The organism is Nocardia sp. NPDC005998 (assembly GCF_040614395.1).
Lineage (GTDB): Bacteria > Actinomycetota > Actinomycetes > Mycobacteriales > Mycobacteriaceae > Nocardia.
Window position 1 is genome coordinate 164,860 of record NZ_JBEXUI010000003.1, and the last position, 23,560, is coordinate 188,419.

A 23,560-nucleotide genomic window follows, 5' to 3' on the forward strand; every position below is an offset into this window, starting at 1 on the left:
TTCTCGGATCTCCTAGTTCATGAATGTTTGGGCAACCGACGTCAGTCGACGACGGTCAGGTCTTTGCTGGTGTTGGTGAGCAGATCCGGGCCCCCCTCGCGCACCACGAGCGTGTCCTCGATCCGGACGCCGCCGCGGCCGGGGAAGTACACACCTGGTTCGACGGTCACCGCCACGCCAGACAGAAGTGTACCGGTTCCGGTTTTGGCGATTCCCGGCGCTTCGTGGATCTGCAGTCCGACACCATGCCCGAGACCGTGCACGAACAGCTTCCCGTGCCCGGCTTCCTCGATCACCGCGCGTGCCGCCGCATCCACATCGTTGACCTGGGCGCCGGGCTTCAGCGCTTCGCGCCCGGCCCGCTGCGCCGCCTCGACCAGCGCGTACACCTCGCGATGCCAGTCGGAGGCGGTGCCGAGCACGAAGGTTCGGGTCATATCGGAGTGGTAGCCGCCGACCACGGCGCCGAAGTCGATCTTGACGAAGTCACCGGTGGCGAGGACCGCGTCGGTGGGTCGATGATGCGGAATGGCGGAATTCGCACCGGTCGCCACGATGGTCTCGAAGGCGACCGCGTCGGCGCCGTGCTCGAACATCGCCCACTCCAGATCCCTGGCGACCTGACGTTCGGTGCGGCCGGGCCGCAGGCCACCACGTTCCAGCAGGGTCGCCAACCCGGCGTCACCCGCTGCGCAGGCGGCGCGCAGTTGCTCGATCTCGTAAGCGTCCTTGACCATGCGCAACTGTTCGACCAGCCCCGGCGTGGCGACGAACTCCAAACCGGTCTTCTGCGCGATGAATCCCCGATGCTGGTCGACCGTGACGACGTGACTCTCAAAGCCGACCCGGCCGAGTTGCCACTCACCCGCGAGCTCCACGATGCGCCGAGCGGTGGCCCTGGCGATTTCGGCGCGCAGGTCCGGCACCTGCTCGGCGACCTGGCTCAGGTAGCGCCCGTCCGTCCCGATCACCGTGCGCTCCTCGGCATTACGCATATCCCACGAGGTCACCACCAGGGTGGCATTGGACCCGGTGAAACCGGTCAGGTACCTGATGTTCACCAGATCGGTGACCAACAGCGCATCGACCTCGTTTTCCACCAGCAGACTCCGCAGCGCACCACGACGCGCCGCGTAGTCGGGCCTACGGCCCGCGGGATAAGCAGACATGTGTCAAAACTACCGCCGACACGCCGTGACTCCGCATAAAACATCGGCACAACCCGTGCCGTACCCGACGTATTCGGCACAATCTCCCGTCCCCGAAGCCGCTCCGACAGCTCCGATTGCTACGTTCGAGCCCATGTCGACGACCATGCGGATGCGACGCGGCCTGATTTCCGGCATTGCGGCAGTGCTCGCGATCGGCATGGTCGCGTCCTGCGAGTCGTCCTCGCAGACCACCGAGCACGACACCCACACCGCGATCGACCTGCAGGCGCACCGCGGCGGGCGCGGCCTCACCATCGAGGAATCGCTGGACGGCTTCACCAAGGCGCTGCGGCTCGGCGTGACCACCCTTGAACTCGATATCGTGCTCACCGCCGACAAGACGCCGCTCATCTGGCACGACCCGGTGGTGCTCGCGGAGAAATGCACTGACACCGCGCCCGCCTTCCCCGGTGACCCGCAATTCCCCTACGTGGGCAAGGTGATTCACGATCTCACCTACGCCCAGACCCAGACGCTGGACTGCGGCAGCCGCACATTGCCGAATTTTCCGCGCCAGCAAGCGGTTCCCGGCAACCGGATCGCCACGCTGCCCCAGCTGTTCGACCTGGTCAGTACGCACGGCGCGGACGGGGTGCGCTTCAATATCGAAACCAAGATCGAGGCCGAAAAGACCGAACAGTCTGCTGCGCCGCAGGAGTTCGTCGACACCATCCTCGCCGCGGTCGCACAGGCGGGAAAGACCGATGCCGTGGAGATCCAGAGCTTCGACTGGCGGACCTTGCCGCTGGTGCGCAAGGCCGCGCCGTCGATACCGCTCGTCGCGCTTTATGACGACACGACCTTCCACGCCGGCTCGCGCTGGCTCGGACCGGTTCGCTACGAGGATCACCCCGGTGACCCGCTCGCCGCGGTGCGGGCTCTCGGCGCGGATATCGTCTCACCCGGGTATTCGGTCCCCTACGGCAAGAAGGCGGGCGAGCCCGGATTCGCCCTCATCGCCGACCGGGCCTATGTCGACAACGCCCACCGCCTCGGGCTGCGGGTGATTCCCTGGACGGTGAACGATAAGGCCACCATCGCGGCGCAGATCGATACCGGTGTCGACGGCGTCATCACCGACTATCCGGATGTCATGCGAGAAGTGCTCCAGGAGAAGGGGCTTCCGCTTCCGCCGGCCTATCGATAGCTGCGCTCGAGCGAGCCGATCGATGTTCACATATCGATCGGTTATCCCCAATCCAAAGATCGGGGCTGCATCGGCGGACGAGGCGGACGAGGCTGGAAGCCATGCCTCCCATCGCCTTTGCCCTGCTGGTGGCCTGGTGCGCGGCCCTCACCGCAGTCGATCTCCGGCAGCGCCGACTACCCAATGCGCTCACCACGTCCGGTGCCGTGATCATCTTCGGATATGCGCTGTTCACAACACAATTCACAGCAGCGACAGTCGGTGCTGTCCTGCTCGCGGTGCCCTATCTCTTGGTGCACTTGATCGCACCCGCCGCGCTCGGAGCGGGTGATGTGAAGCTCGCTGTCGGACTCGGTGCGGTCGCCGCGCTCGGCGGTGCACAGGTGTGGGTCCGGGCGGCTATTGCGGCCCCGGTCCTCACCGCGGCATTCGGACTGGCCGTGCTGACCCTATGGCGGATTCGATCGGGCGTTAATCGAGCCGGTCCGCGGGCGCTGCCCCATGGGCCCGCCATGTGCCTGGCGACGGTACTGAGCCTGGCGGCGGCACATGGCTAGCCGAACCCATGGCGCGGGACGCCCGAGCGTGCCGGTCATCACGTCGGGCCGCGTGCCGGAGCACCCGCGCCGACATGGGAAGATGGACGACGTGCTGCGCTGGATAACTGCCGGAGAATCCCATGGTCCCGCTCTCGTCACCATCCTCGAGGGGATGGTGGCCGGTGTCGAGGTGACATCGGAGGAGATCTCCGCACAGTTGGCGCGCCGTCGGCTCGGGTACGGGCGCGGCGCCCGGATGAAGTTCGAGGCCGACAAGGTCACCGTGGTCGGCGGCGTGCGCCACGGACGCACCATGGGCGGCCCGGTGGCCATCGAGATCGCGAACTCCGAATGGCCGAAGTGGACGACGGTGATGTCCGCGGACCCGGTCGACGAGAGCGAACTCGCCGATCTGGCCCGCAACGCGCCGCTGACCCGGCCCCGGCCCGGCCATGCCGACTACTCCGGGATGCTCAAGTACAACTTCGACGACGCTCGCAATGTGTTGGAGCGGGCCAGCGCTCGCGAGACCGCGGCACGCGTCGCGGCGGGCACCGTCGCAAGGAACTTCCTGCGGCAGGCCTTCGGTGTGGAGGTCGTCTCGCACGTCGTCTCGATCGGCACCGCCGCCAACACCACCGGCATCGTGCCGACCCCCGCCGACCTGGCCGCGATCGATGAGAGTCCGGTGCGCGCGTTCGACAAGGACGCCGAGGCCGCGATGATCGCCGAGATCGAGGCCGCCAAGAAGGACGGCGACACCCTGGGCGGCGTCGTCGAGGTGATCGTGGACGGGCTGCCCGTCGGACTCGGTTCCTTCATCAGCGGTGCGGACCGGCTCGATTCGCGACTCGCGGGCGCGCTCATGGGCATTCAGGCGATCAAGGGCGTCGAGGTCGGCGACGGCTTCGAAACCGCGCGCCGCCGCGGTAGCCAGGCCCACGATGAGATGCGGCCGGGACCCGACGGTGTGCTGCGCTCGACCAACCGCGCGGGCGGTCTGGAAGGCGGCATGACCAATGGCGAACCGCTACGCGTGCGCGCCGCGATGAAGCCCATCTCAACGGTGCCGCGCGCGCTGTCCACGGTCGATATGACCACCGGTGAGGAGGCCGTCGCCATCCACCAGCGCTCCGACGTCTGTGCCGTACCCGCCGCGGGTGTGGTCGCCGAGTCGATGGTCGCGCTGGTCGTGGCGCAGGCCGCATTGGAGAAGTTCGGCGGCGATTCGCTGGTCGAGACCACTGACAACATCACCAGCTACGCCAAGCGTGTCAGCACCCGACCACACGTGCCGCAATGATCGTGCAGTCCGATCCGCGCGCACCGCGCGTGGTGCTGGTCGGACCGCCGGGGGCGGGGAAATCGACGATCGGCCGCAAGCTCGCCAGGGAACTCGGTGTCGAGCTGTACGACACCGATGCCGGGATCGAGCGCGAGACCGGACGCACCATCCCGGAGATCTTCGCCGAGGACGGCGAGCCCGAATTCCGCAGGATCGAGGAGCGGGTGGTGCGCCGCGCCATCCTCGCCGAACGTGGCGTGGTTTCGCTCGGTGGCGGGGCCGTGCTGTCCAATGACACCAGGGCACTGCTACGCAATCGCACCGTGGTGTATCTGGAAATCAGTGTGGCCGAAGGACTTCGGCGCACCGGCGCGAGTACCCAGCGACCGCTGCTCAACGGTGCGGATCCGGGTGCGAAGTACCGCGAGCTGATGCGCAAGCGCAGGCCGCTGTATCGGGAGGTCGCCACGGTGCGGGTGCGTACCGATGGTCGCAGTCCGGGCCGAGTGGTGCGGATGATCATGGCCAAGCTGGGCATGGAATCGGTGCTGCCACAAGACGCGGAGCCCGATTCGACCGGCATCGCGCCGGATACGGCACAAAGTGCCGCGGGCCCTTCGACCCAAGCCGCAAAGCCCCAGGGCAGCAGCAGGTCACGCGCCCGCCGTGCGGCCCGCCGCCGGGCCGCCGCCCGCCGCCGGGCCGCCACACAGGCCGATGCCGGCGAACCAACGGCCGCAGAACGGGCCAAGATCACCACCGCGACGAGCGACCGGACCAAGCCCACCGGCAAAATCTCCAGTGGCCCCTCCGGCTCCGAAGGATCCGGTGATACGCCGACCCCCGGCAGCCGGTCCCGGCGCACCCGGGCCCGCCGCGCCCGCGCGCGAGCGCTCAACCAAACAGCACGCACAGAATCGGAGCCGAGTACCCGTGAGTGAAAGCCCAGCCGAGCCGACTCGCATCGAAGTCCGCACCGCCGACCCGTATCCGGTGATCATCGGCCGTGGCCTGCTCGCCGAACTCGTCGACTCGGTCGCTGGCGCGACCACTGGCGTGCGCACCGTCGCCATCTTCCATCAGCCGCCGCTGGCCGAGACCGCCGAGGTGGTCCGGAAGGCGCTGGCCGACAAGGGGATCGACGCGCACCGCGTCGAGATCCCGGACGCCGAAGCGGGTAAGGATCTGGCCGTCGCGGGCTTCTGCTGGGAGGTGCTCGGCCGCATCGGCCTGACCCGCAACGATGTGGTGGTGAGCCTCGGCGGCGGTGCGGCCACCGATCTGGCCGGATTCGTGGCCGCCACCTGGATGCGCGGGGTGCGGATCGTGCATGTGCCGACCACGCTGCTGGCCATGGTCGACGCGGCCGTCGGCGGTAAGACCGGCATCAATACCGAGGCGGGCAAGAATCTCGTCGGCAGCTTCCACGAACCGGCAGCCGTGCTGGTGGATCTCGCGACCCTGGAGACGGTGCCGCGCAATGAGATCGTCGCGGGTATGGCCGAGATCATCAAGGCCGGTTTCATCGCTGATCCGGTGATCCTGGAGTTGGTGGAGCGCGATCCAGAGGCGGCCCTCGATCCGACCGGTGATGTGCTGCCCGAGCTGATCCGCCGGGCGATCCAGGTGAAGGCCGATGTCGTCGCCGCAGATCTCAAGGAAGCCAGTCTGCGCGAGATCCTCAACTACGGTCACACCCTGGGCCACGCCATCGAGCGCCGCGAGCGCTACCGCTGGCGCCATGGCGCCGCCGTCTCGGTCGGTCTGGTCTTCGCCGCCGAACTCGGACGCCTCGCCGGCCGACTCGACGATGCGACCGCCGACCGCCATCGCGCCATCCTGGCCAGCGTCGGCCTGCCCACCAGTTACGACGCCGACGCCCTCCCCCAGCTCATGGACGCCATGCAGACCGATAAGAAGACCCGCTCCGGCGTTCTGCGCTTCGTCGTGCTCGACGGCCTCGCCAAACCCGGCCGCCTCGAAGGTCCCGACCCAACCCTGCTGGCCGCCGCCTACTCGGCGATCGCCCGCGAGGACAGCCCCAGCAGCGGCGCCATCCTCCTCTAGTCACAGAGCGAAGGCGACCTTCCTTGCCGTATCGGCCAGGAAGGTCGCCTTCGGTCGAATTCGCGAGCGGGCTATACGGAGGTCGCGGCCGACTCCGGCACCTGCGGTGCGGGCGGGTTCACCGACTTGTTCAGCCGACGGTCGGCGATCATGCGGCCGATGCCGACGCCGACGAGGCCCGGAATGAACACCAGCAGCACGATGAAGGAGGCTCCCGCGGTCAGCTCGAAGAGCAGGCCGTTATCGCCGAGATCGAACTTGGGCAGCCAGTCCAGCCCCCAGGAGACCGCGCCACTGCCGAGACCAGCGGCGACCGCCGTCTTAAGCCACAGAATGGTCAGATCCGAGCCGTGCTCCGGGTCCGGATGGACCTCGCGGTCCTTGCGCCCGTCCAGCACGCCCCAGAACACGACTGCCACGAGCAGCACGACCAGGCACAGCGGCCGCATCCAGCTGCCCTGGGTCGGCCAGTACACCATCGCGAATCCCAGCACGGCACGCAGGAAAACGACCAGCGCACCGAGTGCTATGGCCCGCAACACCCAACCATTCATGGTCAACACCATAGCCTCGAGTCGACCGGATCCAAATGAGAACCGGTTACAGATTTATCGCCGCGGCCATTTCCACGCGCGGTGCCGGGCGGCCGGTGAACTGCTCGACCTGCCCGTAGGCCTGGTTCAGCAGCATCTCCAGCCCACTCACCACGGTATGCCCCGCCCGCGCGACCGCGACGGCCAGCGGGGTCGGCCACGGGTTGTAGATCGCGTCGAGCACCACCGGTGCGGTGGCCACCGCCTCGGCGACGACGGCCGCGGCCTCCGCCGGAATCGTGCTCACGACGGCGCCCGCGTCCACGCATACCGCGCGCAACGGGCCGGGGTCGAAGGCGATCATGGTGGCGGTCATGCCGAGACGCTCCGCGAGATCTATTGCCCCGCGCGCCCTTCCGGCATCCCGCGCGACGACGGTCACCGCCTTCGCGCCGAGTTCGGACAATGCGAGTAGCGCCGGGCGTGCAGTGCCGCCCGCACCGAGCACCACGGCCTCGGTGAGTTCGCCGACACCACCGCTGCGCAATGCGCCGAGCACCCCGTCCACATCGGTGCAATCAGCACGCCAGCCGCCGCTGGCCGGTGCATCGGCCGAACCCGCCGCACTCGAGCCAGCGTCGATCCGAACCAACGTATTCGCCGACCCGACCAGCACGGCCCGCTCGGTCCGCTCGCTCGCGTACGCCAGCGCGGCCTCCTTGCCCGGCATGGTCACCGAAAGCCCGACCCATTCGGGACCGAGTCCGTCGACCAAGCCCGGCAGCTGCTCGGCGGAACATTCGATGCGCTCATAGGTCCAGTCGAGACCCAACGCGCGGTATGCGGCCAGGTGCAGTTGCGGCGAGCGCGAATGTGCGATCGGCTGCCCGAGCACCGCCGCCTTGCGCTGGCCGCTCCCTTTACCGTCCACTGTCGAGAATCCCACTCTGCCTGGCTTTTTCGATATTGCGCAGATGTTCGCTGTAGCTCTCGGTGAACAATGTGGTCCCCTGCTTGTCGATGGTCACGAAGTACAGCCAGGTCCCGGGCTCCGGATTCTCCATGGCACGCAACGCATTCAGTGACGGAGCCGAGATCGGCGTAGCGGGCAGCCCGGGCATGGCGTAGGTGTTCCACGGGGTCCGCTTGGCGCGGTCGGCATCGGTGGTCGCGACCTCGGTGCGGTCCAGCGCGTAGTTCACCGTCGAGTCGAACTGCAGCGGCTGGTTGACCTCGAGCCGGTTCACGATCACCCGCGCCACCTTGCCCATATCCTGCGGCAGCGCTTCCCGCTCCACCAGCGAGGCGGCGATGAGGGTCTGGTACGGATTCAGCTTCGTTTCGCCGCCCGACTGCAGCAGTCCGGTCGACTCGTAGCTGCGCGCACTCGCACTCACCAGTTGCTGCAGGATCTGCTGCGGCGTCCCGCTCGGATCGAAATCCCAGGTGCCCGCGGCGATCAAACCCTCGAGCTGCCTGTTGCGGTCGGGCACATCACGCACCCGTTGTTCGGCCCAGCTCGGCACGCCGAGGGCGGCCAGATCCGCGCCCGATCCGGCGGCGTCGAGCTGGTCATAGGTGATGCACTTCTTATTGGTGCCCGTGCCCACGCAGCTGGCGTCCGCGATCTTGCGGTAGATCCCGTCCTTGCGTGAGCCGGTGTTCACATCCTGCTGATCGTGCAGCTGCCTGCCCTCGGAGACGACCAGATTTCCGACCCGCGAATCCTTGCCGAGCAGCGCCGTCACCGCCTGCGCGGCCGGACTGTGGCTCGGGATCGCGTAGTACCCGGGCTGCACCGAGTTCATATTCGTATTGCGCACAGCCGCTTGGAAAAATGCCTCGCTGCTCGCGACGACACCCTTCTTCAGCATTGCGTCCGCGATCTGGTTCGAGGTGTCACCCGGATGCACCTGCACCACCACCAGCGGTCCCGCCGGACCCGCGAAATCCTCTGGGGCGCTGAACATTTTGGCCAGCTTCAGCCCCGCGAAGACCGCGGCGCCGACGAAGAGCACCACGAACATCGCGCCGATGAGCCACAGATACCGGCGGCGCTTCTTCCGCTCGGCGGCCTTGCGTGAGGCCGCCCGCGAACGCCTGCCGCGCGACGGCGCGCTGCGCTGACGCTCCGAGCGGGACTCCGAACGGCGTTCCTCGGCACGGCTCCCGCCGCGCTGGGTCCGGGGCCGCCCGGACCCGGACCGCGCGGAACCGCCACCGGCCCGGCCGCCACCCAACCCGTCGCCGCGCGAGCGCCGGGGCTGCGCGTCCTCGGCACGCTCGGCGCTCGAAGCACGGCCCCGCCGCGGTTCCGAGTGCTCGGCACGCTGCGGCGCCGCGCGACGCGAACGCCCGGCCGGGAGCGGTTCGTCCGGATCCTCGTCGGTGTAACGCGGGATGACATTGGTGTCGTCGTCGTAGTCTTCCCAGGCTTGGTCGTTTCGCCGGTAACGCCGATCAGCCTCGCGCTGTCGGAACCGTTCCTCGGCTTGCGCCCATCGATCCGTCATGCACCGTCTCCGGACTCAGACGCCGCTTCGGCCGACCTCAACACCGCACTCCGTTCGTCCAACCATCCCTGCAGGATCGCCACGGCCGCCGCCTGATCGATCACCTGCCGCTGGCCACGCGCGCGAACACCACTGTCCCGCAATGCACGTGCAGCTGACACCGTAGTCAAACGTTCGTCGGAAAGTCGGATAGGCACAGGTGCTATGACTGAGCGCAAACGCTCCGCGAATGCGATCGCCAAACCGGCCGCAGCGCCCTTTTCCCCACGCAACGTCCGAGGCAGGCCGACGATAACCTCGACGGCCTCATACTCCCGCACAATTTCAGCAATTCTGGAAATATCGCTTGCCGGACCGGACGAGCGCCTATCCGGCTTCGCGCGCGGCACCGTCTCCACGGGGGTGGCGAGCACGCCGTCCGGGTCGCTGGAGGCGACCCCGATCCGGACGCTGCCGACATCGACGCCGATCCGCCTGCCACGACCGGGATCGGTCGCGGGTGACGGGCGGTCGGCACCCCTAGGCGAAGCACCCTCCGGATCAGCCCTGAGCGAAGCGCGCTCCGGATCAGCCTTAAGCGAAGCGCGCTCCGGATCAGCAGAGCGCGCCTCCGACGAATGATGACTCTCCGAGTCCCCCATCACCCGGCCAGTTCGGCCACCCGGGCACGGACCGCGGCCAAGCCGACTTCGATGCCCGCGGGATCCGAACCGGCGCCCTGCGCCATCTCCGGCTTGCCGCCGCCGCGACCCGCGATACTCGGGCCGAAACTGGCGACCAGATCACCGGCCTTGAAGCCGAGGTCCTGCGCGCTCTTATTGACCGTCACCACGAACGGAACCTTGCCGTCGGCATTGCCGAGCAGCACCACCACCGCCGGGTCGCTGCCGAACCGGCCACGAATATCGGTCGCCAGGGTGCGCAGGTCACCAGCGGCGACGCCCTCGGGCGCGGCGGCGGCCACCAAGAGCACATCGCCGAACCGCTCGGCCGCGTCCACGAACTTGCTGGCCGAGGCGAGCACCGCGGCGATCTTGGTGCGCTCCAGTTCCTTCTCGGCCACCTTCAGCCGCTCCACGAGTTGCTCGACGCGCGCGGGCACCTCCTCCGAGGGCACCTTCAGCGAGGACGCCACACCGGCCAGCAGCGCGCGCTCCTTGGCCAGGTACTGGTAGGAGTCCAGGCCGACGAAGGCCTCCACCCGTCGCTTACCGGAACCGATGGCCGACTCGCCGAGCACGGTGATCGGGCCGATCTGCGAGGAATGCTGTACGTGCGTACCACCGCACAGCTCCATCGAGAACGGCCCGCCGATCTCGACGACACGCACCTCGTCGCCGTAGTTCTCACCGAACAGCGCCAGCGCGCCCATCTGCTTGGCCTTGGGCAGATCGGTGACAAAGGTGTTCACCGGGAAGTCGGCGCCCACCGCGTCATTGGAGACGGCCTCGATATCGGCCTTCTGCTGTTCGGAGAGCTGACCCTGCCAGTTGAAGTCGAAACGCAGATAGCCCGGCTTGTTCATCGAACCGGCCTGCACGGCGTTCGGGCCGAGCACCTGCCGCAGCGCCGCGTGCACCATATGCGTGCCGGAGTGGCCCTGGGTGGCACCGCGCCGCCACGCCGGATCCGCTTGCGCGAGGACGACATCGCCCTCGGTGATCTGCCCCTGCTCGACGGTGGTCTTGTGCACCCACAGCTTCTTGGCGATCTTCTGCACATCGTTGACGCGCAGCTTGAGGCCCTGGGCGGTAATCGTGCCGCGATCGGCGATCTGACCGCCGGACTCCGCGTACAGCGGGCTGCGGTCCAGGATGACCTCGACGTCCTGACCGACGGTTGCGGTCGGCACCCGGACGCCGTCGGCGATCAGCGCGAGCACATGCGCCTCGGAGGTCAGCTCGTCGAAGCCGGTGAATTCCGTCGCGCCACGGTCGACCAGTTCCTTGTAGATGGTCAGGTCGGCGTGTCCGTGCTTGCGCGCCTGCGCATCCTCCTTGGCCATCTTCCGCTGCTCGGCCATGAGCGAGCGGAAGCCCTCCTCGTCGACCGACAATCCCGCCTCGGCCGCCATCTCCAGGGTCAGCTCGATCGGGAAGCCATAGGTGTCGTGCAGTTTGAAGGCGTCCGAACCCGGAATGGTCTTGCCGCCCACGGCCGCGACCTCGTCGACGGCCTCGGCGAACAACCGGGAGCCGGTGTTGAGGGTCTTGAGGAACGCCGCCTCCTCACCCACCGCGACATTCTCGATCCGGGCGAAGTCGGTGGCCAGTTCCGGATACGACGGCGACATCAACTCGCTGACGACCTTCATGAACTCGCCGATCACCGGCTTCTCCGCACCCAGCAGCCGGGCCGAGCGCACGATCCGGCGCAACAGGCGGCGCAGCACATAGCCGCGGCCCTCATTACCCGGGTTGACGCCGTCGGCGATCAACATGGCCGAGGTGCGCGCGTGATCGGCGATGACGCGGAAGCGCCGGTCGTCTTCGTGTTCGACACCGTAGGACCGGCCGGTCAATTCTTCGGCCTTATCGATGATCGGGCGCAGCAGATCGGTCTCGTAGACGTTCTCGACACCCTGCAGCAGCAGCGCGATGCGCTCGACGCCCATGCCGGTATCGATGTTCTTCCTGGGCAGCGATCCGATCGGCGGGTGGCCCAGCTTGGGGCTCTGCTCGCCGCGGATGTCCTGCATGAAGACCAGGTTCCAGATCTCCAGGTAGCGATCCTCGTCGGCGACCGGACCGCCGTCCTTGCCGTATTCGGGGCCACGGTCGTAGTAGATCTCCGAACACGGACCGCCGGGTCCGGGCACGCCCATATCCCAGTAGTTGTCCTTGCCGTCGCGGAACTGGATCCGTTCCTTCGGAATACCCGCGACGCGGTGCCAGATCTCGGCGGCCTCCGGATCGGATTCGTAGGCGGTCACCCAGATCCGCTCGGGATCGAAGCCGTAGCCGCCGTCCTCCTGCGATTTGGTGATCAACTCCCAGGCAAGGGTGATGGCACCCTCCTTGAAGTAGTCACCGAAGGAGAAGTTGCCCGCCATCTGGAAGAAGGTGTTGTGCCGCGTGGTGACACCGACCTCTTCGATATCGCCGGTGCGGACGCATTTCTGCACACTGGTCGCGCGCGCGAAGGGCGGCGCCTCCTGGCCCAAGAAATACGGCTTGAACTGAACCATGCCCGCGTTGACGAACAGCAGGGTCGGGTCGGCCAGGATCAGCGAGGCACTGGGCACCTCGGTGTGTCCGGCACGGACAAAATGGTCCAGGAATCGCCGTCGGATCTCGTGGGTCTGCACAAATATCCAGCCTACCGGTGTCCCGCATTCGATTTTTCAGCGACCGGGGTGGTGCCGCCACCATCGACCCGGTCCCTGGAATCGCCCCCGCGCTGATCGCCGGGAGTTCGCGGTCAGCGTCCGCGAACGATTCGGCGCAGCTTCTCGACTCGGCGTTGGATATCGCGTTCCACGCCGTGGTCGGTCGGGGTGTAGTAGTCGCGACCGACGATTTCGTCGGGTGGATACTGCTGGGCCAGCACGCCGTCCGGGTCATCGTGCGGGTACTTGTAGCCCTTGGCATTGCCGAGGGCGGCGGCGCCCGCGTAGTGGCCGTCGCGCAGATGAGCGGGTACCGCGCCAGCCTTGCCCGCCGAGATATCGGCGAGGGCGGCGCCGAGGGCGGCCGGGACCGCACCGGATTTCGGGGCGGTGGCCAGGTGAATCGTCGCGTGAGTCAAGGTGAGTTGAGCCTCGGGCATGCCGATGAGCTGGACGACGTGCGCGGCCGCGACCGCCGTCTGCAGCGCCATCGGATCGGCCATGCCGATATCCTCGCTCGCCGAGATCACCAGGCGGCGGGCGATGAAGCGGGGATCCTCCCCCGCACTGAGCATTCGGGCCAGATAGTGCAGGGCCGCATCGACATCCGAACCGCGAATGGATTTGATGAACGCGCTCACCACGTCGTAGTGCTGATCGCCAGCGCGGTCGTAGCGGACCGCGGCCTTGTCCACGCTGGCCTCGACGAGGTCCACGTCGACGGTGCCGTCCAGTGAGGATTCGGCCGACGCCTCCAAGGCGGTCAATGCCCGACGCGCGTCACCGCCCGCGATCCGCACGACGTGCTCGAGCGCGGATTCGGTCACCGTATACGCCCCGTCATAGCCACGCGGATCCGCCAGCGCGCGATCGAGCACGGTCCGGATATCGGCCGCGGTGAGCGATTGCAGTTGCAATACCAGCGAGCGCGACAGCAGCGGCGATACCACCGAGAACGACGGATTCTCAGTAGTCGCGCCGACCAGCAGCACGATCCGGTTCTCCACCGCGGCCAGCAGCGCGTCCTGCTGGGTCTTGGAAAAGCGGTGCACCTCATCGATGAACAGCACGGTCTGTTCGCCGACGCTGAGGCGACGGCGGGCCACATCGATGACCGCGCGCACCTCCTTGACACCCGCCGACAATGCCGACAGCGCCTCGAAGCGGCGGCCGGTGGCCTGCGAGATCAGCGAGGCCAGCGTCGTCTTGCCGGTTCCAGGTGGTCCGTACAGCAGCACCGACGCCGCGCCCGAACCTTCGATCAACCGACGCAGCGGCGATCCGGGCCCGAGCAGATGCTGTTGCCCGACCACCTCGTCCAAGGTCGCGGGCCGCATCCGCACCGCGAGCGGCGCACCGGCATCGCGGCGCACGACACTGTCGATGGAGTGCCCCGTCGGGGCGTCGTCGCCGGGCACGTCGAATAAGCCGTCGCTCACACCGAGCACGTTACCGAGCGGGACCGACACCTCCGCGCGGTGCGGGCGCGGGAGGTGGTGCGGCACCATTAGCGCAGTCCACCGACAGAGACCGAGCGGTACGGGAACGGTCCCGATTTGCCTGTGGCAAATCGATCAGCTGTGATCGACATTCGTGGCTGAAAACGTCGTCGTTCCAGATTCTTTGCCCCTCGGGCCGTTCGCTCGACGCACCCTGCTGAAGGGCGGGGCCGCGGCGACCGCCACTGCACTGTTGGCCACCGCGCCCGCGCAAGCGGACGGGCCGATATTCCGCCACGGCGTCGCCTCGGGCGATCCACTGCCGAACGGCGTGATCATCTGGACCCGCGTGACGGTCTCCGATGACGCGACGCCCGGTTCCGGCGTCGGCGCAGCGGCGGCGGTGCGCTGGGAGATCGCGTCCGACGAGCGCTTCACCTCGGTCACCGCATCCGGAATCGCAACGGCCACAGCCGAATCCGATCATACCGTCAAAATCGACGTGACCGACCTGCCGCCCGGCAGCGGCTATTTCTACCGCTTCACCGCGTTCGGCGTGCACTCCCCCGTCGGCCGGACCCGCACCGCCCCGGCCACCTCGGCGCAGGTCGACCGCCTACGCTTCGGCGTGGTGTCGTGCTCGAACTGGGAGGCGGGATACTTCGGCGCCTACCGGCATCTCGCGAACCGTACCGACCTGGACGCGATCGTGCATCTCGGCGACTACATCTACGAATACGGACGCGGCAAATACGGCGGGCGCAGCGGGGCGGTTCGTCCGCACGAACCCGCCAACGAGATCGTCACGCTGGCCGACTATCGAATTCGGCACGCGCAGTACAAAACCGATCCGGACCTGCGCGCATTGCACGCGCGAGTGCCGTTCATCTGCACCTGGGACGACCACGAGTTCGCCGATAACGCCTGGTCCGGCGGCGCCAATAACCACGATCCGGCCACCGAGGGCGACTGGCAGTCCCGGCGCGCCGCCTCCGCCCGGGCATATCTCGAATGGATGCCGGTCCGCGCGACCAGCTCGGGCGCCGACGTCCAGATCTATCGGCGACTGCGTTTCGGCGGCTTGGCCGAGCTGTCCATGCTCGACCTGCGCAGCTATCGCGATCAGGAAGTAAAACCGGTCGCGGGCTGGCGCGAGGTCGACAACCCGGCGCGCACCATTACCGGCAAGGCTCAGATGGATTGGCTCACCAGCGGTCTGGCCTCCGCACCGGTGCAGTGGAAGCTCGTCGGCAATTCGGTGATGATCGCGCCGCTGGTATTCCCGCCGCTGGAACCGGCCACCACCCAGGCCATCACGACCATGATGGGCGTACCGCAATCCGGCATTCCGGCCAACGGCGACCAGTGGGACGGCTACACCGCCGACCGCCGGACGCTGTTCCAGTCGATGATCGACCAGCAAGTCGGCGACGTCGTCTTCCTGACCGGCGATATCCACTCCTCCTGGGCCGCCGACCTGCCGGTCGACCCGGCCAACTATCCGGCCGGACCGACCGTCGGCGCGGAATTCGTCGTCCCGTCGGTGACGTCGTCGAGCCTGGGCGAACTGCTCAATTCTGCTCCGCGCACGGTCGCAGTGCCGGTCGAGGAATCCGTCAAGGGCGTCAACCGGCATCTGCGGTACGTCGAGATGGAATCGCACGGATACGGCATCTTGGAGGTCACCCCGGCCCAGGCGCAAATGGACTGGTTCTATGTCACCGATGTCGCCGATCCGAATTCCGGCGTGCGCCATGGCGCTTCGTTCGCAGTGGGGTCCGGTGGCCGGGTCGAGCCGCGCCCGGGGCCGGTGGCCCAGTAGCACTTGGCCTCGATCGGCCTGAGCACGCAAAAGATCGCCGGATACATGAAGCACGCCGTCGCGGCCGCGGCCAGGTCGGCGACGCCGAGGCTCGAGCAGGCCGGGCGAGTGCCGAGCCTCGAACTGAGCCGCCCGGAAGCCTGGCGTCAGCGCTTTCGACACGCCCGACACATTTCGGGAGCAGAATTTCTCGCGACAGGTTGTCGATTTCCGTCGAGCTCGCTCGTCGGAACGAATACGACGGCCCGATCGGCGGGTCGCCGGAACCCGAAGGAGCGAGATCATGAGCCAGTACTTGGTGCTGATTTACGAGGACGAGAGCGCATACGCGGGCGCATCGGAGCAGGTCCTGGGCGAGGTCTACCAGGCGCACGTGGCTTTCCAGGAGATCGCGGGCGATGCGGTCAAGGGCGGCAACGCACTGCAGCCCACCCCCACCGCCACCTCGATCCGGCAGAACGACAGCGGCGATTTCACTGTGACCGACGCGCCGTTCGCCGAGGCCAAGGAGGCCCTCGGCGGCTACTACCTGATCGAGGCCGACGATCTGGATGCCGCGATTGCAGTGGCCAAGCAGGTACCCGCCCGGTTCGGCGGTGTCGAGGTGCGGCCGATCATGACCTTCGACTGATCACCTTCGACTGATCCGATGCCGATCGACACCGATGCGGCCGACCGTGCCGCCGCGGCCGTCGAGCAAGCGCACCGTCGCGAATGGGCCTTCGTGCTCGCCGCGACGGTGCGGCTCGTCCGCGACTTCGATCTCGCCGAAGAATGCGTTCAGGACGCCTACACCCGCGCACTCACCGAGTGGGCCCAGCACGGCGTCCCCGCCAAGCCCGGCGCCTGGCTCACCACCGTCGCCCGACGGCGTGGCCTGGATCTGCTGCGCCGCGATTCGACCATGCAACGCACCCTGCCCAAACTGATCACCGACCAGACCGACGACGACACCGCCGATCTGGCACTCGCCGAACTCGATTCGGCCGCCGCCATCCCCGACGACCGGTTGCGCTTGATCAGCACCTGCTGTCACCCCGCCCTTGCCCGCGAAGCTCAGGTGGCGCTGACCCTGCGCCTCGTCTGCGGTGTCACCACCGCCGAGGTCGCCCGCGCCTTCCTCACCAGCGAATCGACCATGGCGGCCCGGATCACCCGCGCCAAGAGGAAGATCGCGGTGGCGCGCATTCCCTACCGGGTGCCCTCGGTTCGCGAACTTCCCGACCGGCTCGACGCCATCTGCGCGGTCATCCACCTGCTGTTCACCACCGGTCATACCGCCCCGTCGGGCGATGCGCTGGTCCGTCCCGATCTCGTCGAACGAGCACTCCAGGTCGCGCGCATGATGCACGCGCTGGTCCCCGACGACCCGTCCGTCACCGGCCTACTCGCACTGATCCTGCTGACCGACGCACGGCGCGACGCACGGCTGGATGCCGACGGCCGACTCTGCACCCTCGAATATCAGGACCGCTCGCGCTGGGACCGAGCAGCGATCGCCGAAGGCGTCGCCTTGGTGAAAAGCGCTCTGCCACATACCGATCGATATACACTGCAGGCCGCCATCGCCGCCGTCCACGACGAGGCCCCCTCCTGGGAACAGACCGACTGGCGCGAGATCACCGGCCTCTACGCGCTGCTGCTGCGTATTTGGCCCGCACCGGTCGCCCGCCTGAATTACGCTGTGGCCGTGGGCCTTTCCGGCAACCCCGCGCGCGGACTCGCCCTACTCGACGCCCTCGCCAGCGAACCTGCCCTGGCCACCTACGGCTACCTGGAGGCCTCCCGCGCCGCCTTCCTCACCCGACTGGGCCGCATCACCGAAGCCGCCCGAGCCTACGAATCGGCCCTGTTCCTGACCGAAAACACGGTGGAACGAGCCTATCTGGAATCCCGCCTCGCCGAACTCAGCCCCTGATCCAACGAGCGCAAAACCCTATTCCGCCCAACGCTCTTCGAGCATCGCCGACACATCCTCGGCGAAATCACCGACCGCGTCGTCGCCCGTGCAACGCGCATCCTCCGCGAGTGCGGCCCAGCGGTTGATCAGGGCTTCCGAGCGCGGGACGGACAGCCCGTGTTCGCGCGCGGCGGCAATGCGGGTGTGGTCCGCGGGCAGGAACCAGTAGGTGGTCAGCCATACCCAGATGAGGCGGGCCTCCAGGATACGTTCGGCCAGGACGGCATCGTCGGCCAGTGCGGGCCAGACGCCGACGACCTCCGCACGCCATGCCTCCACCATCTGCTGGGCGCGTTCGCGGGACAGTTCGAAGTCACACAGGCAACCGGGGAAGGACACCAGCGCGTACGCGATATCCAGGGTGGCATCGCGGTAGCCGCCCCATTCGTAGTCCAGGAAGCGCGCGCCCTCCTCGTTGAGGATCACGTTGTCGGGGCACAGATCGGACGGGCTGAACGCACGGAAGCGTCCGGCGGAGAAGAGCCGATTGCCCCGAACGATCCGCTCGGCGATCTCACCGGGCACCTCGATGCCGAGTTCACGCTGCAGCATGCCGGGCACCTCGGAGATCGCGGCCTCGGCCTGCTGTGCGATGCCGTCGACCCGATGCACCACATCCACCCGGCGCAGCAGCGCGACGAAATCGGCTTCCCGCCCGACGGTCGCCGCATGCATCCGCCCCAGCGCCTGCGCGAATGCCATCAACCCATTGCGCGTGACCGGTTCCGCACCGGATTGCAGCACCTGTGTCATCCGGGAGTTGTCACCGAGATCGCTCAGCACGAGCAGCCGATCCGGCAGGCTGTGCGCGATCAGGTATGCGCCGGGCCGCTGCTCGCGGCTGAGCGCGGTGGTGAACTGGTAGGACACCGCCTCGCGCAGGAATGCGGAATCGATGCTGGCGACACCGGGCGCTAGACCACCCGTCGTGCGGTCCGCCGCGGCTCCGCGGACCTGCTTGACGATGAGCGTCCGGGGTAGGGAGAAGGCGTTCTCTGAAACACGTACGCGTAGGACCGTCGTCCTACCACTACCGCTGAGTTCCATCGGATCGCTCAGCTTTACCGGAGCACCCATTCGCTTTGTGAGCAACTGTTGTGCTGCGGACACGACTTCGGCGGCGCGTTCGGCCAATAGTGCGGTCATCGCTACTCAAGCTACTCGCACCGGGTCACTTCTAGCGAGCGGTTGGACAACCTTTCCGCGTCGTTCGGCGTGTCTGCGCCAAGGTTGCGGACCGGGCGCTGCTTGCTTGACACCATTGCGGCTGTCCGGTTTTCTCATCGTCAACTGCCGTGCGCCACACCGCAAACCAGTTGCGTCGAAAGGTCTGCAGATAATGGCCGACACCCCGTCGCCCCATCCGAACGAACCAACTGGCTCGCCCGAGGACAGTGGCGACGCGCCCGGGGCCAGTGCTGGCGAACAGCACGCCACGCAACCGGGGCAGCACGAAAGTCCGAACCCGCAACCGACGGAACCGGGCACCGGACACCGCAGGCACGAGATGGCGGGACCCGCGGGATACCCACAGTTCGAGGGCCCCGGTGCGGCGCAATACGGCAGTGAACCGGTGGCGCCGCCACCGCCGGTCGGCACTCCCGCGCAATCGGGGCAGCCCAGTTACGGTCCGCCGGGAACCGGTCCCGCACCAGCGCCAGCAACGATGCCACCTGGCACAATGCCACCTGGCACTACACCGACCGGCGCCGCTCCCAGCTTGGACAAGCCCGGCACGGCACCCTCCAGCGCAATGCCGCCCGGTGCAATGCAACCCGGCACCATGCCTCCCGGCACAACGCAACCCGGCGCGATGCCTCCCGGCACAATGCCTCCCGGCACAACGCAACCCGGCGCGATGCCTCCCGGCACAATGCCTCCGCCTGGTGCGATGCCGCCCGGCTCAATGCAGCCCGGCGCAATGCCTCCGCCCGGCACCATGCATCCCGGCGCAATGCCTCCGCCCAGCGCAATGCCACCCGACTTCCAACCCGACACACCGACTTACGGCTACCAATCCGCCCCCGGCGTCCCGATCAGCCTCGACGTCGGCAATGCGCTGAGCTACGGCTGGGAGAAGTTCCGCGCGAATTTCGCTCCCTGGCTGGCGGTCACGGCGCTCGGTGTGATCATCTACCTCGCCTTCGTGCTCATCGTCCAGGTCGTCCAACCGAATTCACTGTTCAGCCTGTTGCTGATCTTCTTGGCGGTGATGGCCGCGATCTGGCTGCTGCAGGCCGCCATGATCCGCGGTGCCCTCTATGAAACCGACGGCAACAAACCGACTTTCGCGTCCTACTTCCATTTCGTGAATGCGGGCAATGTCCTCTTGACAGCTCTGCTCGCCTTTGCACTCACCTGGATCGGCGCGGCGCTGTGCTTTGTACCCGGCCTGATTGCCGGGTTCCTGTGCATGTTCGCACTGCATTTCGTCGTCGATCAGGAGCAGGGCCCGTTCGCTGCGATCAAATCCAGCGCCACCCTGGTCATCACCAATATCGGGCAGGTACTGCTACTCGCCCTGGCGGTCCTGGTGATCACCTTCGTCGCCACGCTGCTGTGCGGATTCGGCCTGCTGGTCGCCGGACCGGTATGCACGATCGCGGTGACCTACGCCTACCGGGCACTCACCGGCGGCACCTTGTCCGCGTCCTAGTCCCATGGCGCTGGGCGCACCCGCGCCCAGCGCTTCGGAACCTCGGCCCCGCAACAGAATTGGCGGTCACTTCGACGGCAGCGACCGCAACCGCAGCCACTTCTCGAACCGCACGATGGGCCCGCCTTCGCTGCCAGCGCGCGGGCGCAGCGCGAGCACGATCACCCCTGCGGTCACAATGCCCGCCAGATTCACGGCGAGCTGCCCCGCCGACATGAACGCGATATGCCACTGTCCCAGTGTCGCCGCGATCACCGCGAATCCGGCCGCGGGCACGGTCGTCACCGAGATGAACACCCCGACCAGCGCCGCCGATTTCGCGGTGACCACCGCCAACATGCCCGCCCCACCGGCCAGCAGCGCGACCACCAAAGAGAACGGCCCGACCTCGTAGATGAAATCGACATTCTCGATCGCTTCGATGCCGGTCAACGTGATCCAGCCGAACTGCTCCCACAGCACCGTCGCGAACATCGTGATGAGCATCGCCACCGGAAACGCCACGAGTAGCGCGATCGCCGACCTGCGGGCGAGCCGGAAATCGCGCCGCCACAGTCCCACCGAAAAGGCTGCCAGCGGCCCGAATTCCGGCCCGACCACCATCGCGCCGACAATCGTCACCGGCGAGTCGGTGGCCACTCCGACGGCCGCCAGCAGACATGCGATGGTGAGGAATGCGACGAAACTCGAGGTGAGCGAGGACTCCTCATGAGTCTGCGCGAGCAGTTCCTCCCACACCACCGCGTCGGTCGGATCGCCAGGCGCCTCGCTGATCGCCCGATCGCCCGCATCCGAGATCACCGTCTCGACCGGGCCCAGTGTGATGCCGCCGGAGTGTTTGATGCCGAGCGAGGTCAGATCGGCGAGCACATCGTTGGCGGCCTCGCGTGCGACGTCGGCCTGGATCAGATCGCCGACGGGTTCAACGGCGATGCCCCGCGCCAATGTCACATGGGTGACTCCGGGGTCGGCGCCGAGCACCGCCATCACCTTCTCGGTGCTATCGGGCGGACTGATCATGCGCAAATGCAGCAACGGAACCCCTTGTGGTCAGCGTCGGTGAAACTGACCAAAAGTACCGTTGGCCCGACTGCACCGCTATCCCGTGGTACGACGCTCGTCGTGCTGGCGAGCGACCGACGCGATCCGGCGTCGGTCGCTCAGCACTGTCCGCCCTACTCCGCGGCGGCCGGACCCTTCGCGGCGCCGTCCTTCTTCTGCTCCGGCTTGACGTCGAGCCCAGCTTCCTTGCGCTGCTGTGCGGTGATCGGCGCGGGCGCGTCGGTCAGCGGATCGACACCGCCACCGGTCTTCGGGAAGGCGATGACCTCGCGGATCGAATCCATACCGGCCAACAGTGCGGTGATCCGGTCCCAGCCGAATGCGATACCGCCGTGCGGCGGCGCGCCGTAGGAGAACGCGTCGAGCAGGAAGCCGAACTTCTCCTGAGCCTCCTCGTGCCCGATGCCCATCACCTTGAAGACGCGCTCCTGGACATCGCGGCGGTGGATACGGATGCTGCCGCCGCCGATCTCATTGCCGTTGCAGACGATGTCGTAGGCGTAGGCCAGGGCCGAACCCGGGTCGGTATCGAAGGTGTCCATCGATTCCGGCTTGGGTGAGGTGAACGCGTGATGCACCGCCGTCCACGCCGAATAGCCAAGTGCCACATCACCACTCGCGGTCGCATCGGCGGTCGGCTCGAACATCGGCGCGTCCACGATCCACACGAACGCCCAGGCGTTCTCATCGATCAGACCGCATTTGCGCGCGATCTCGCCGCGCGCCGCACCGAGCAGCGCACGCTGCGCCTTGGCCGGACCGGCGGCGAAGAACACACAGTCACCGGGCACTGCGCCGACATGTTTGGCCAGACCCTCACGCTCGGATTCGCTGAGGTTCTTGGCGACCGGACCGCCGAGCGTGCCGTCCTCCTGCACCAGCACATACGCCAACCCCTTGGCGCCGCGCTGCTTGGCCCACTCCTGCCAGGCGTCGAGCTGACGCCGCGGCTGGCTCGCGCCGCCCGGCATGACAACCGCACCGACATACTCCGCCTGGAACACCCGGAACGGGGTGTCCTTGAAATATTCGGCGCATTCGGTGATCTCCACGCCGAAACGCAGGTCCGGCTTATCGCTACCGAAGCGACGCATCGCCTCGGCATAGGTCATATGCGGAATCGGGAAGGGAATCTCGTAGCCGACCAGCCGCCACAGCGCCTCCAGGATCTCCTCGGCGACGAGGATCACATCCTCTTGGCGCACGAAGCTCATCTCGAGGTCGAGCTGGGTGAATTCGGGCTGGCGGTCCGCACGGAAGTCTTCGTCGCGGTAGCAGCGCGCGATCTGGTAGTACCGCTCGACTCCCGCGACCATCAGCAGCTGCTTGAACAGCTGCGGGCTCTGCGGCAGTGCGTAGAAGCTGCCCGGCTGCAGGCGTGCGGGTACCAGGAAGTCGCGCGCGCCCTCCGGTGTCGAGCGGGTCATCGTCGGGGTCTCGACCTCGACGAATTCGTGCTGGGCCAGCACCGCGCGGGCGGCGGCGTTGACCTTGGACCGCAGCCGAATGGCCTTACCCGGCGCCTCGCGGCGCAGATCGAGGTAGCGGTACTTCAGTCGGGCCTCGTCACCGGGCTGCTCGTCGAGCTGGAACGGCAGCGGCGCGGCCTCGTTGAGTACCTCGAGCTTCGTGACGTTGACCTCGATCGAACCGGTCGGCAACTCCGGGTTCTCATTGCCCTCGGGCCGCCGCTCGACGACACCGGTGACCAGCACGCAGTACTCGGCGCGCAGCTTGTGCGCCTGTTCGGCGGGCTCACCCTCGCGGAACACCGCCTGCGCCACACCCGACGCATCGCGCAGATCGATGAAGATCACGCCACCGTGGTCACGACGCCGGGCCACCCAGCCGGTGAGGGTGACGGTCTGACCGGCGTGCTCGCTTCGCAGCGAACCAGCCAAGTGGGTGCGCAGCACGGGATTCCTTTCGACGAATGTGACACCGGAAAGGCGAACCCGGTGCGCGTCCATCGTAGTGAGACACATTCCGCAACTGGAA

General features: G+C 67.4%; 18 protein-coding genes and 1 pseudogene. 9 read left to right on the top strand and 10 right to left on the bottom strand.

Annotation, left to right across the window (positions count from 1 at the left end):
- Positions 1–41: 41 nt before the first annotated feature.
- Entirely contained in the window at positions 42–1,169 is a 1,128-nt protein-coding gene (locus ABZ293_RS07190; protein ID WP_355178156.1) for a Xaa-Pro peptidase family protein, read from the bottom strand.
- A gap of 166 nt (positions 1,170–1,335) precedes the next feature.
- Between ABZ293_RS07190 and ABZ293_RS07195 the strand changes: the two genes are divergently transcribed.
- The 5 genes and pseudogenes from ABZ293_RS07195 (at position 1,336) to aroB (ending at position 6,249) form a co-directional block, all read left to right on the top strand.
- Complete coding sequence (locus tag ABZ293_RS07195; protein ID WP_355178528.1) at positions 1,336–2,358, top strand: glycerophosphodiester phosphodiesterase; 1,023 nt, start codon at positions 1,336–1,338, stop codon at positions 2,356–2,358.
- Positions 2,359–2,459: 101 nt separating this feature from the next.
- The gene (locus ABZ293_RS07200; protein ID WP_355178158.1) at positions 2,460–2,915 is read left to right on the top strand and encodes an A24 family peptidase; all 456 of its coding nucleotides are present in this window, start codon (positions 2,460–2,462) and stop codon (positions 2,913–2,915) included.
- Positions 2,916–3,006: 91 nt separating this feature from the next.
- On the top strand, positions 3,007–4,200 hold the full coding sequence (gene aroC / locus ABZ293_RS07205; protein WP_355178530.1) for a chorismate synthase: 1,194 nt from the start codon (positions 3,007–3,009) through the stop codon (positions 4,198–4,200).
- Positions 4,197–4,715 (top strand): annotated as a pseudogene (locus tag ABZ293_RS07210) (shikimate kinase); the annotation flags it as partial. The gene aroC and the pseudogene ABZ293_RS07210, both read left to right, overlap by 4 nt.
- A gap of 400 nt (positions 4,716–5,115) precedes the next feature.
- Positions 5,116–6,249: a 3-dehydroquinate synthase gene (gene aroB, locus ABZ293_RS07215; RefSeq protein ID WP_354950812.1), complete on the top strand. Its 1,134-nt coding sequence runs from the start codon at positions 5,116–5,118 to the stop codon at positions 6,247–6,249.
- A gap of 71 nt (positions 6,250–6,320) precedes the next feature.
- Here the strand turns inward: aroB and ABZ293_RS07220 are convergent, their stop codons facing one another.
- The 6 genes from ABZ293_RS07220 to ABZ293_RS07245 all read right to left on the bottom strand — a co-directional run bounded on the left by ABZ293_RS07220 (position 6,321) and on the right by ABZ293_RS07245 (position 14,062).
- A complete protein-coding gene (locus ABZ293_RS07220; RefSeq protein WP_355178160.1) occupies positions 6,321–6,803 on the bottom strand; it encodes a B-4DMT family transporter in 483 nt (160 codons plus the stop codon).
- A 46-nt stretch (positions 6,804–6,849) separates the two neighbouring features.
- Entirely contained in the window at positions 6,850–7,713 is an 864-nt protein-coding gene (locus ABZ293_RS07225) for a shikimate dehydrogenase (RefSeq protein WP_355178162.1), read from the bottom strand.
- Positions 7,703–9,295 (bottom strand): endolytic transglycosylase MltG, encoded by a 1,593-nt coding sequence (locus ABZ293_RS07230; RefSeq protein WP_355178164.1) that lies wholly within the window; start codon positions 9,293–9,295, stop codon positions 7,703–7,705. Before ABZ293_RS07230 ends, ABZ293_RS07225 begins: the two co-directional genes overlap by 11 nt.
- Complete coding sequence (ruvX, locus tag ABZ293_RS07235; protein ID WP_355178532.1) at positions 9,292–9,765, bottom strand: Holliday junction resolvase RuvX; 474 nt, start codon at positions 9,763–9,765, stop codon at positions 9,292–9,294. Before ruvX ends, ABZ293_RS07230 begins: the two co-directional genes overlap by 4 nt.
- 170 nt (positions 9,766–9,935) lie before the next feature.
- On the bottom strand, positions 9,936–12,602 hold the full coding sequence (gene alaS / locus ABZ293_RS07240; protein WP_355178166.1) for an alanine--tRNA ligase: 2,667 nt from the start codon (positions 12,600–12,602) through the stop codon (positions 9,936–9,938).
- Between the two features lie 113 nt (positions 12,603–12,715).
- Positions 12,716–14,062, bottom strand: coding sequence for a replication-associated recombination protein A (locus tag ABZ293_RS07245; protein ID WP_355178168.1), 1,347 nt, complete (start codon positions 14,060–14,062; stop codon positions 12,716–12,718).
- 154 nt (positions 14,063–14,216) lie between these two features.
- Between ABZ293_RS07245 and ABZ293_RS07250 the strand changes: the two genes are divergently transcribed.
- The 3 genes from ABZ293_RS07250 to ABZ293_RS07260 all read left to right on the top strand — a co-directional run bounded on the left by ABZ293_RS07250 (position 14,217) and on the right by ABZ293_RS07260 (position 17,802).
- Positions 14,217–15,884, top strand: coding sequence for an alkaline phosphatase D family protein (locus ABZ293_RS07250; RefSeq protein ID WP_355178170.1), 1,668 nt, complete (start codon positions 14,217–14,219; stop codon positions 15,882–15,884).
- A 283-nt stretch (positions 15,885–16,167) separates the two neighbouring features.
- Positions 16,168–16,515, top strand: a complete 348-nt coding sequence (locus tag ABZ293_RS07255) for a YciI family protein (RefSeq protein ID WP_355178172.1) — start codon at positions 16,168–16,170, stop codon at positions 16,513–16,515.
- 18 nt (positions 16,516–16,533) lie between these two features.
- Positions 16,534–17,802: a sigma-70 family RNA polymerase sigma factor gene (locus ABZ293_RS07260; protein WP_355178174.1), complete on the top strand. Its 1,269-nt coding sequence runs from the start codon at positions 16,534–16,536 to the stop codon at positions 17,800–17,802.
- Between the two features lie 18 nt (positions 17,803–17,820).
- Here ABZ293_RS07260 and ABZ293_RS07265 read toward each other — a convergent pair whose 3' ends face one another.
- Entirely contained in the window at positions 17,821–18,990 is a 1,170-nt protein-coding gene (locus ABZ293_RS07265; RefSeq protein ID WP_354950799.1) for a kinase, read from the bottom strand.
- Positions 18,991–19,798: 808 nt separating this feature from the next.
- Between ABZ293_RS07265 and ABZ293_RS07270 the strand changes: the two genes are divergently transcribed.
- Positions 19,799–20,500: a hypothetical protein gene (locus ABZ293_RS07270; protein ID WP_355178176.1), complete on the top strand. Its 702-nt coding sequence runs from the start codon at positions 19,799–19,801 to the stop codon at positions 20,498–20,500.
- A gap of 66 nt (positions 20,501–20,566) precedes the next feature.
- On the opposite strand, the gene ABZ293_RS07275 is transcribed toward ABZ293_RS07270, so the two are convergent.
- Positions 20,567–21,535, bottom strand: a complete 969-nt coding sequence (locus tag ABZ293_RS07275) for a DUF389 domain-containing protein (RefSeq protein ID WP_355178178.1) — start codon at positions 21,533–21,535, stop codon at positions 20,567–20,569.
- A 140-nt stretch (positions 21,536–21,675) separates the two neighbouring features.
- Positions 21,676–23,478 (bottom strand): aspartate--tRNA ligase, encoded by a 1,803-nt coding sequence (gene aspS, locus ABZ293_RS07280; RefSeq protein ID WP_354950910.1) that lies wholly within the window; start codon positions 23,476–23,478, stop codon positions 21,676–21,678.
- Positions 23,479–23,560: the final 82 nt, after the last annotated feature.

Coding starts and splice junctions, on each gene's coding strand:
- ABZ293_RS07270 (WP_355178176.1), top strand. CDS start 19,799: ATGCCTCCGCCCAGCGCAATGCCACCCGACTTCCAACCCGACACACCG.
- ABZ293_RS07220 (WP_355178160.1), bottom strand. CDS start 6,803: ATGAATGGTTGGGTGTTGCGGGCCATAGCACTCGGTGCGCTGGTCGTT.
- ABZ293_RS07255 (WP_355178172.1), top strand. CDS start 16,168: ATGAGCCAGTACTTGGTGCTGATTTACGAGGACGAGAGCGCATACGCG.
- ABZ293_RS07260 (WP_355178174.1), top strand. CDS start 16,534: ATGCCGATCGACACCGATGCGGCCGACCGTGCCGCCGCGGCCGTCGAG.
- ABZ293_RS07200 (WP_355178158.1), top strand. CDS start 2,460: ATGCCTCCCATCGCCTTTGCCCTGCTGGTGGCCTGGTGCGCGGCCCTC.
- ABZ293_RS07265 (WP_354950799.1), bottom strand. CDS start 18,990: ATGACCGCACTATTGGCCGAACGCGCCGCCGAAGTCGTGTCCGCAGCA.
- ABZ293_RS07230 (WP_355178164.1), bottom strand. CDS start 9,295: ATGACGGATCGATGGGCGCAAGCCGAGGAACGGTTCCGACAGCGCGAG.
- ABZ293_RS07190 (WP_355178156.1), bottom strand. CDS start 1,169: ATGTCTGCTTATCCCGCGGGCCGTAGGCCCGACTACGCGGCGCGTCGT.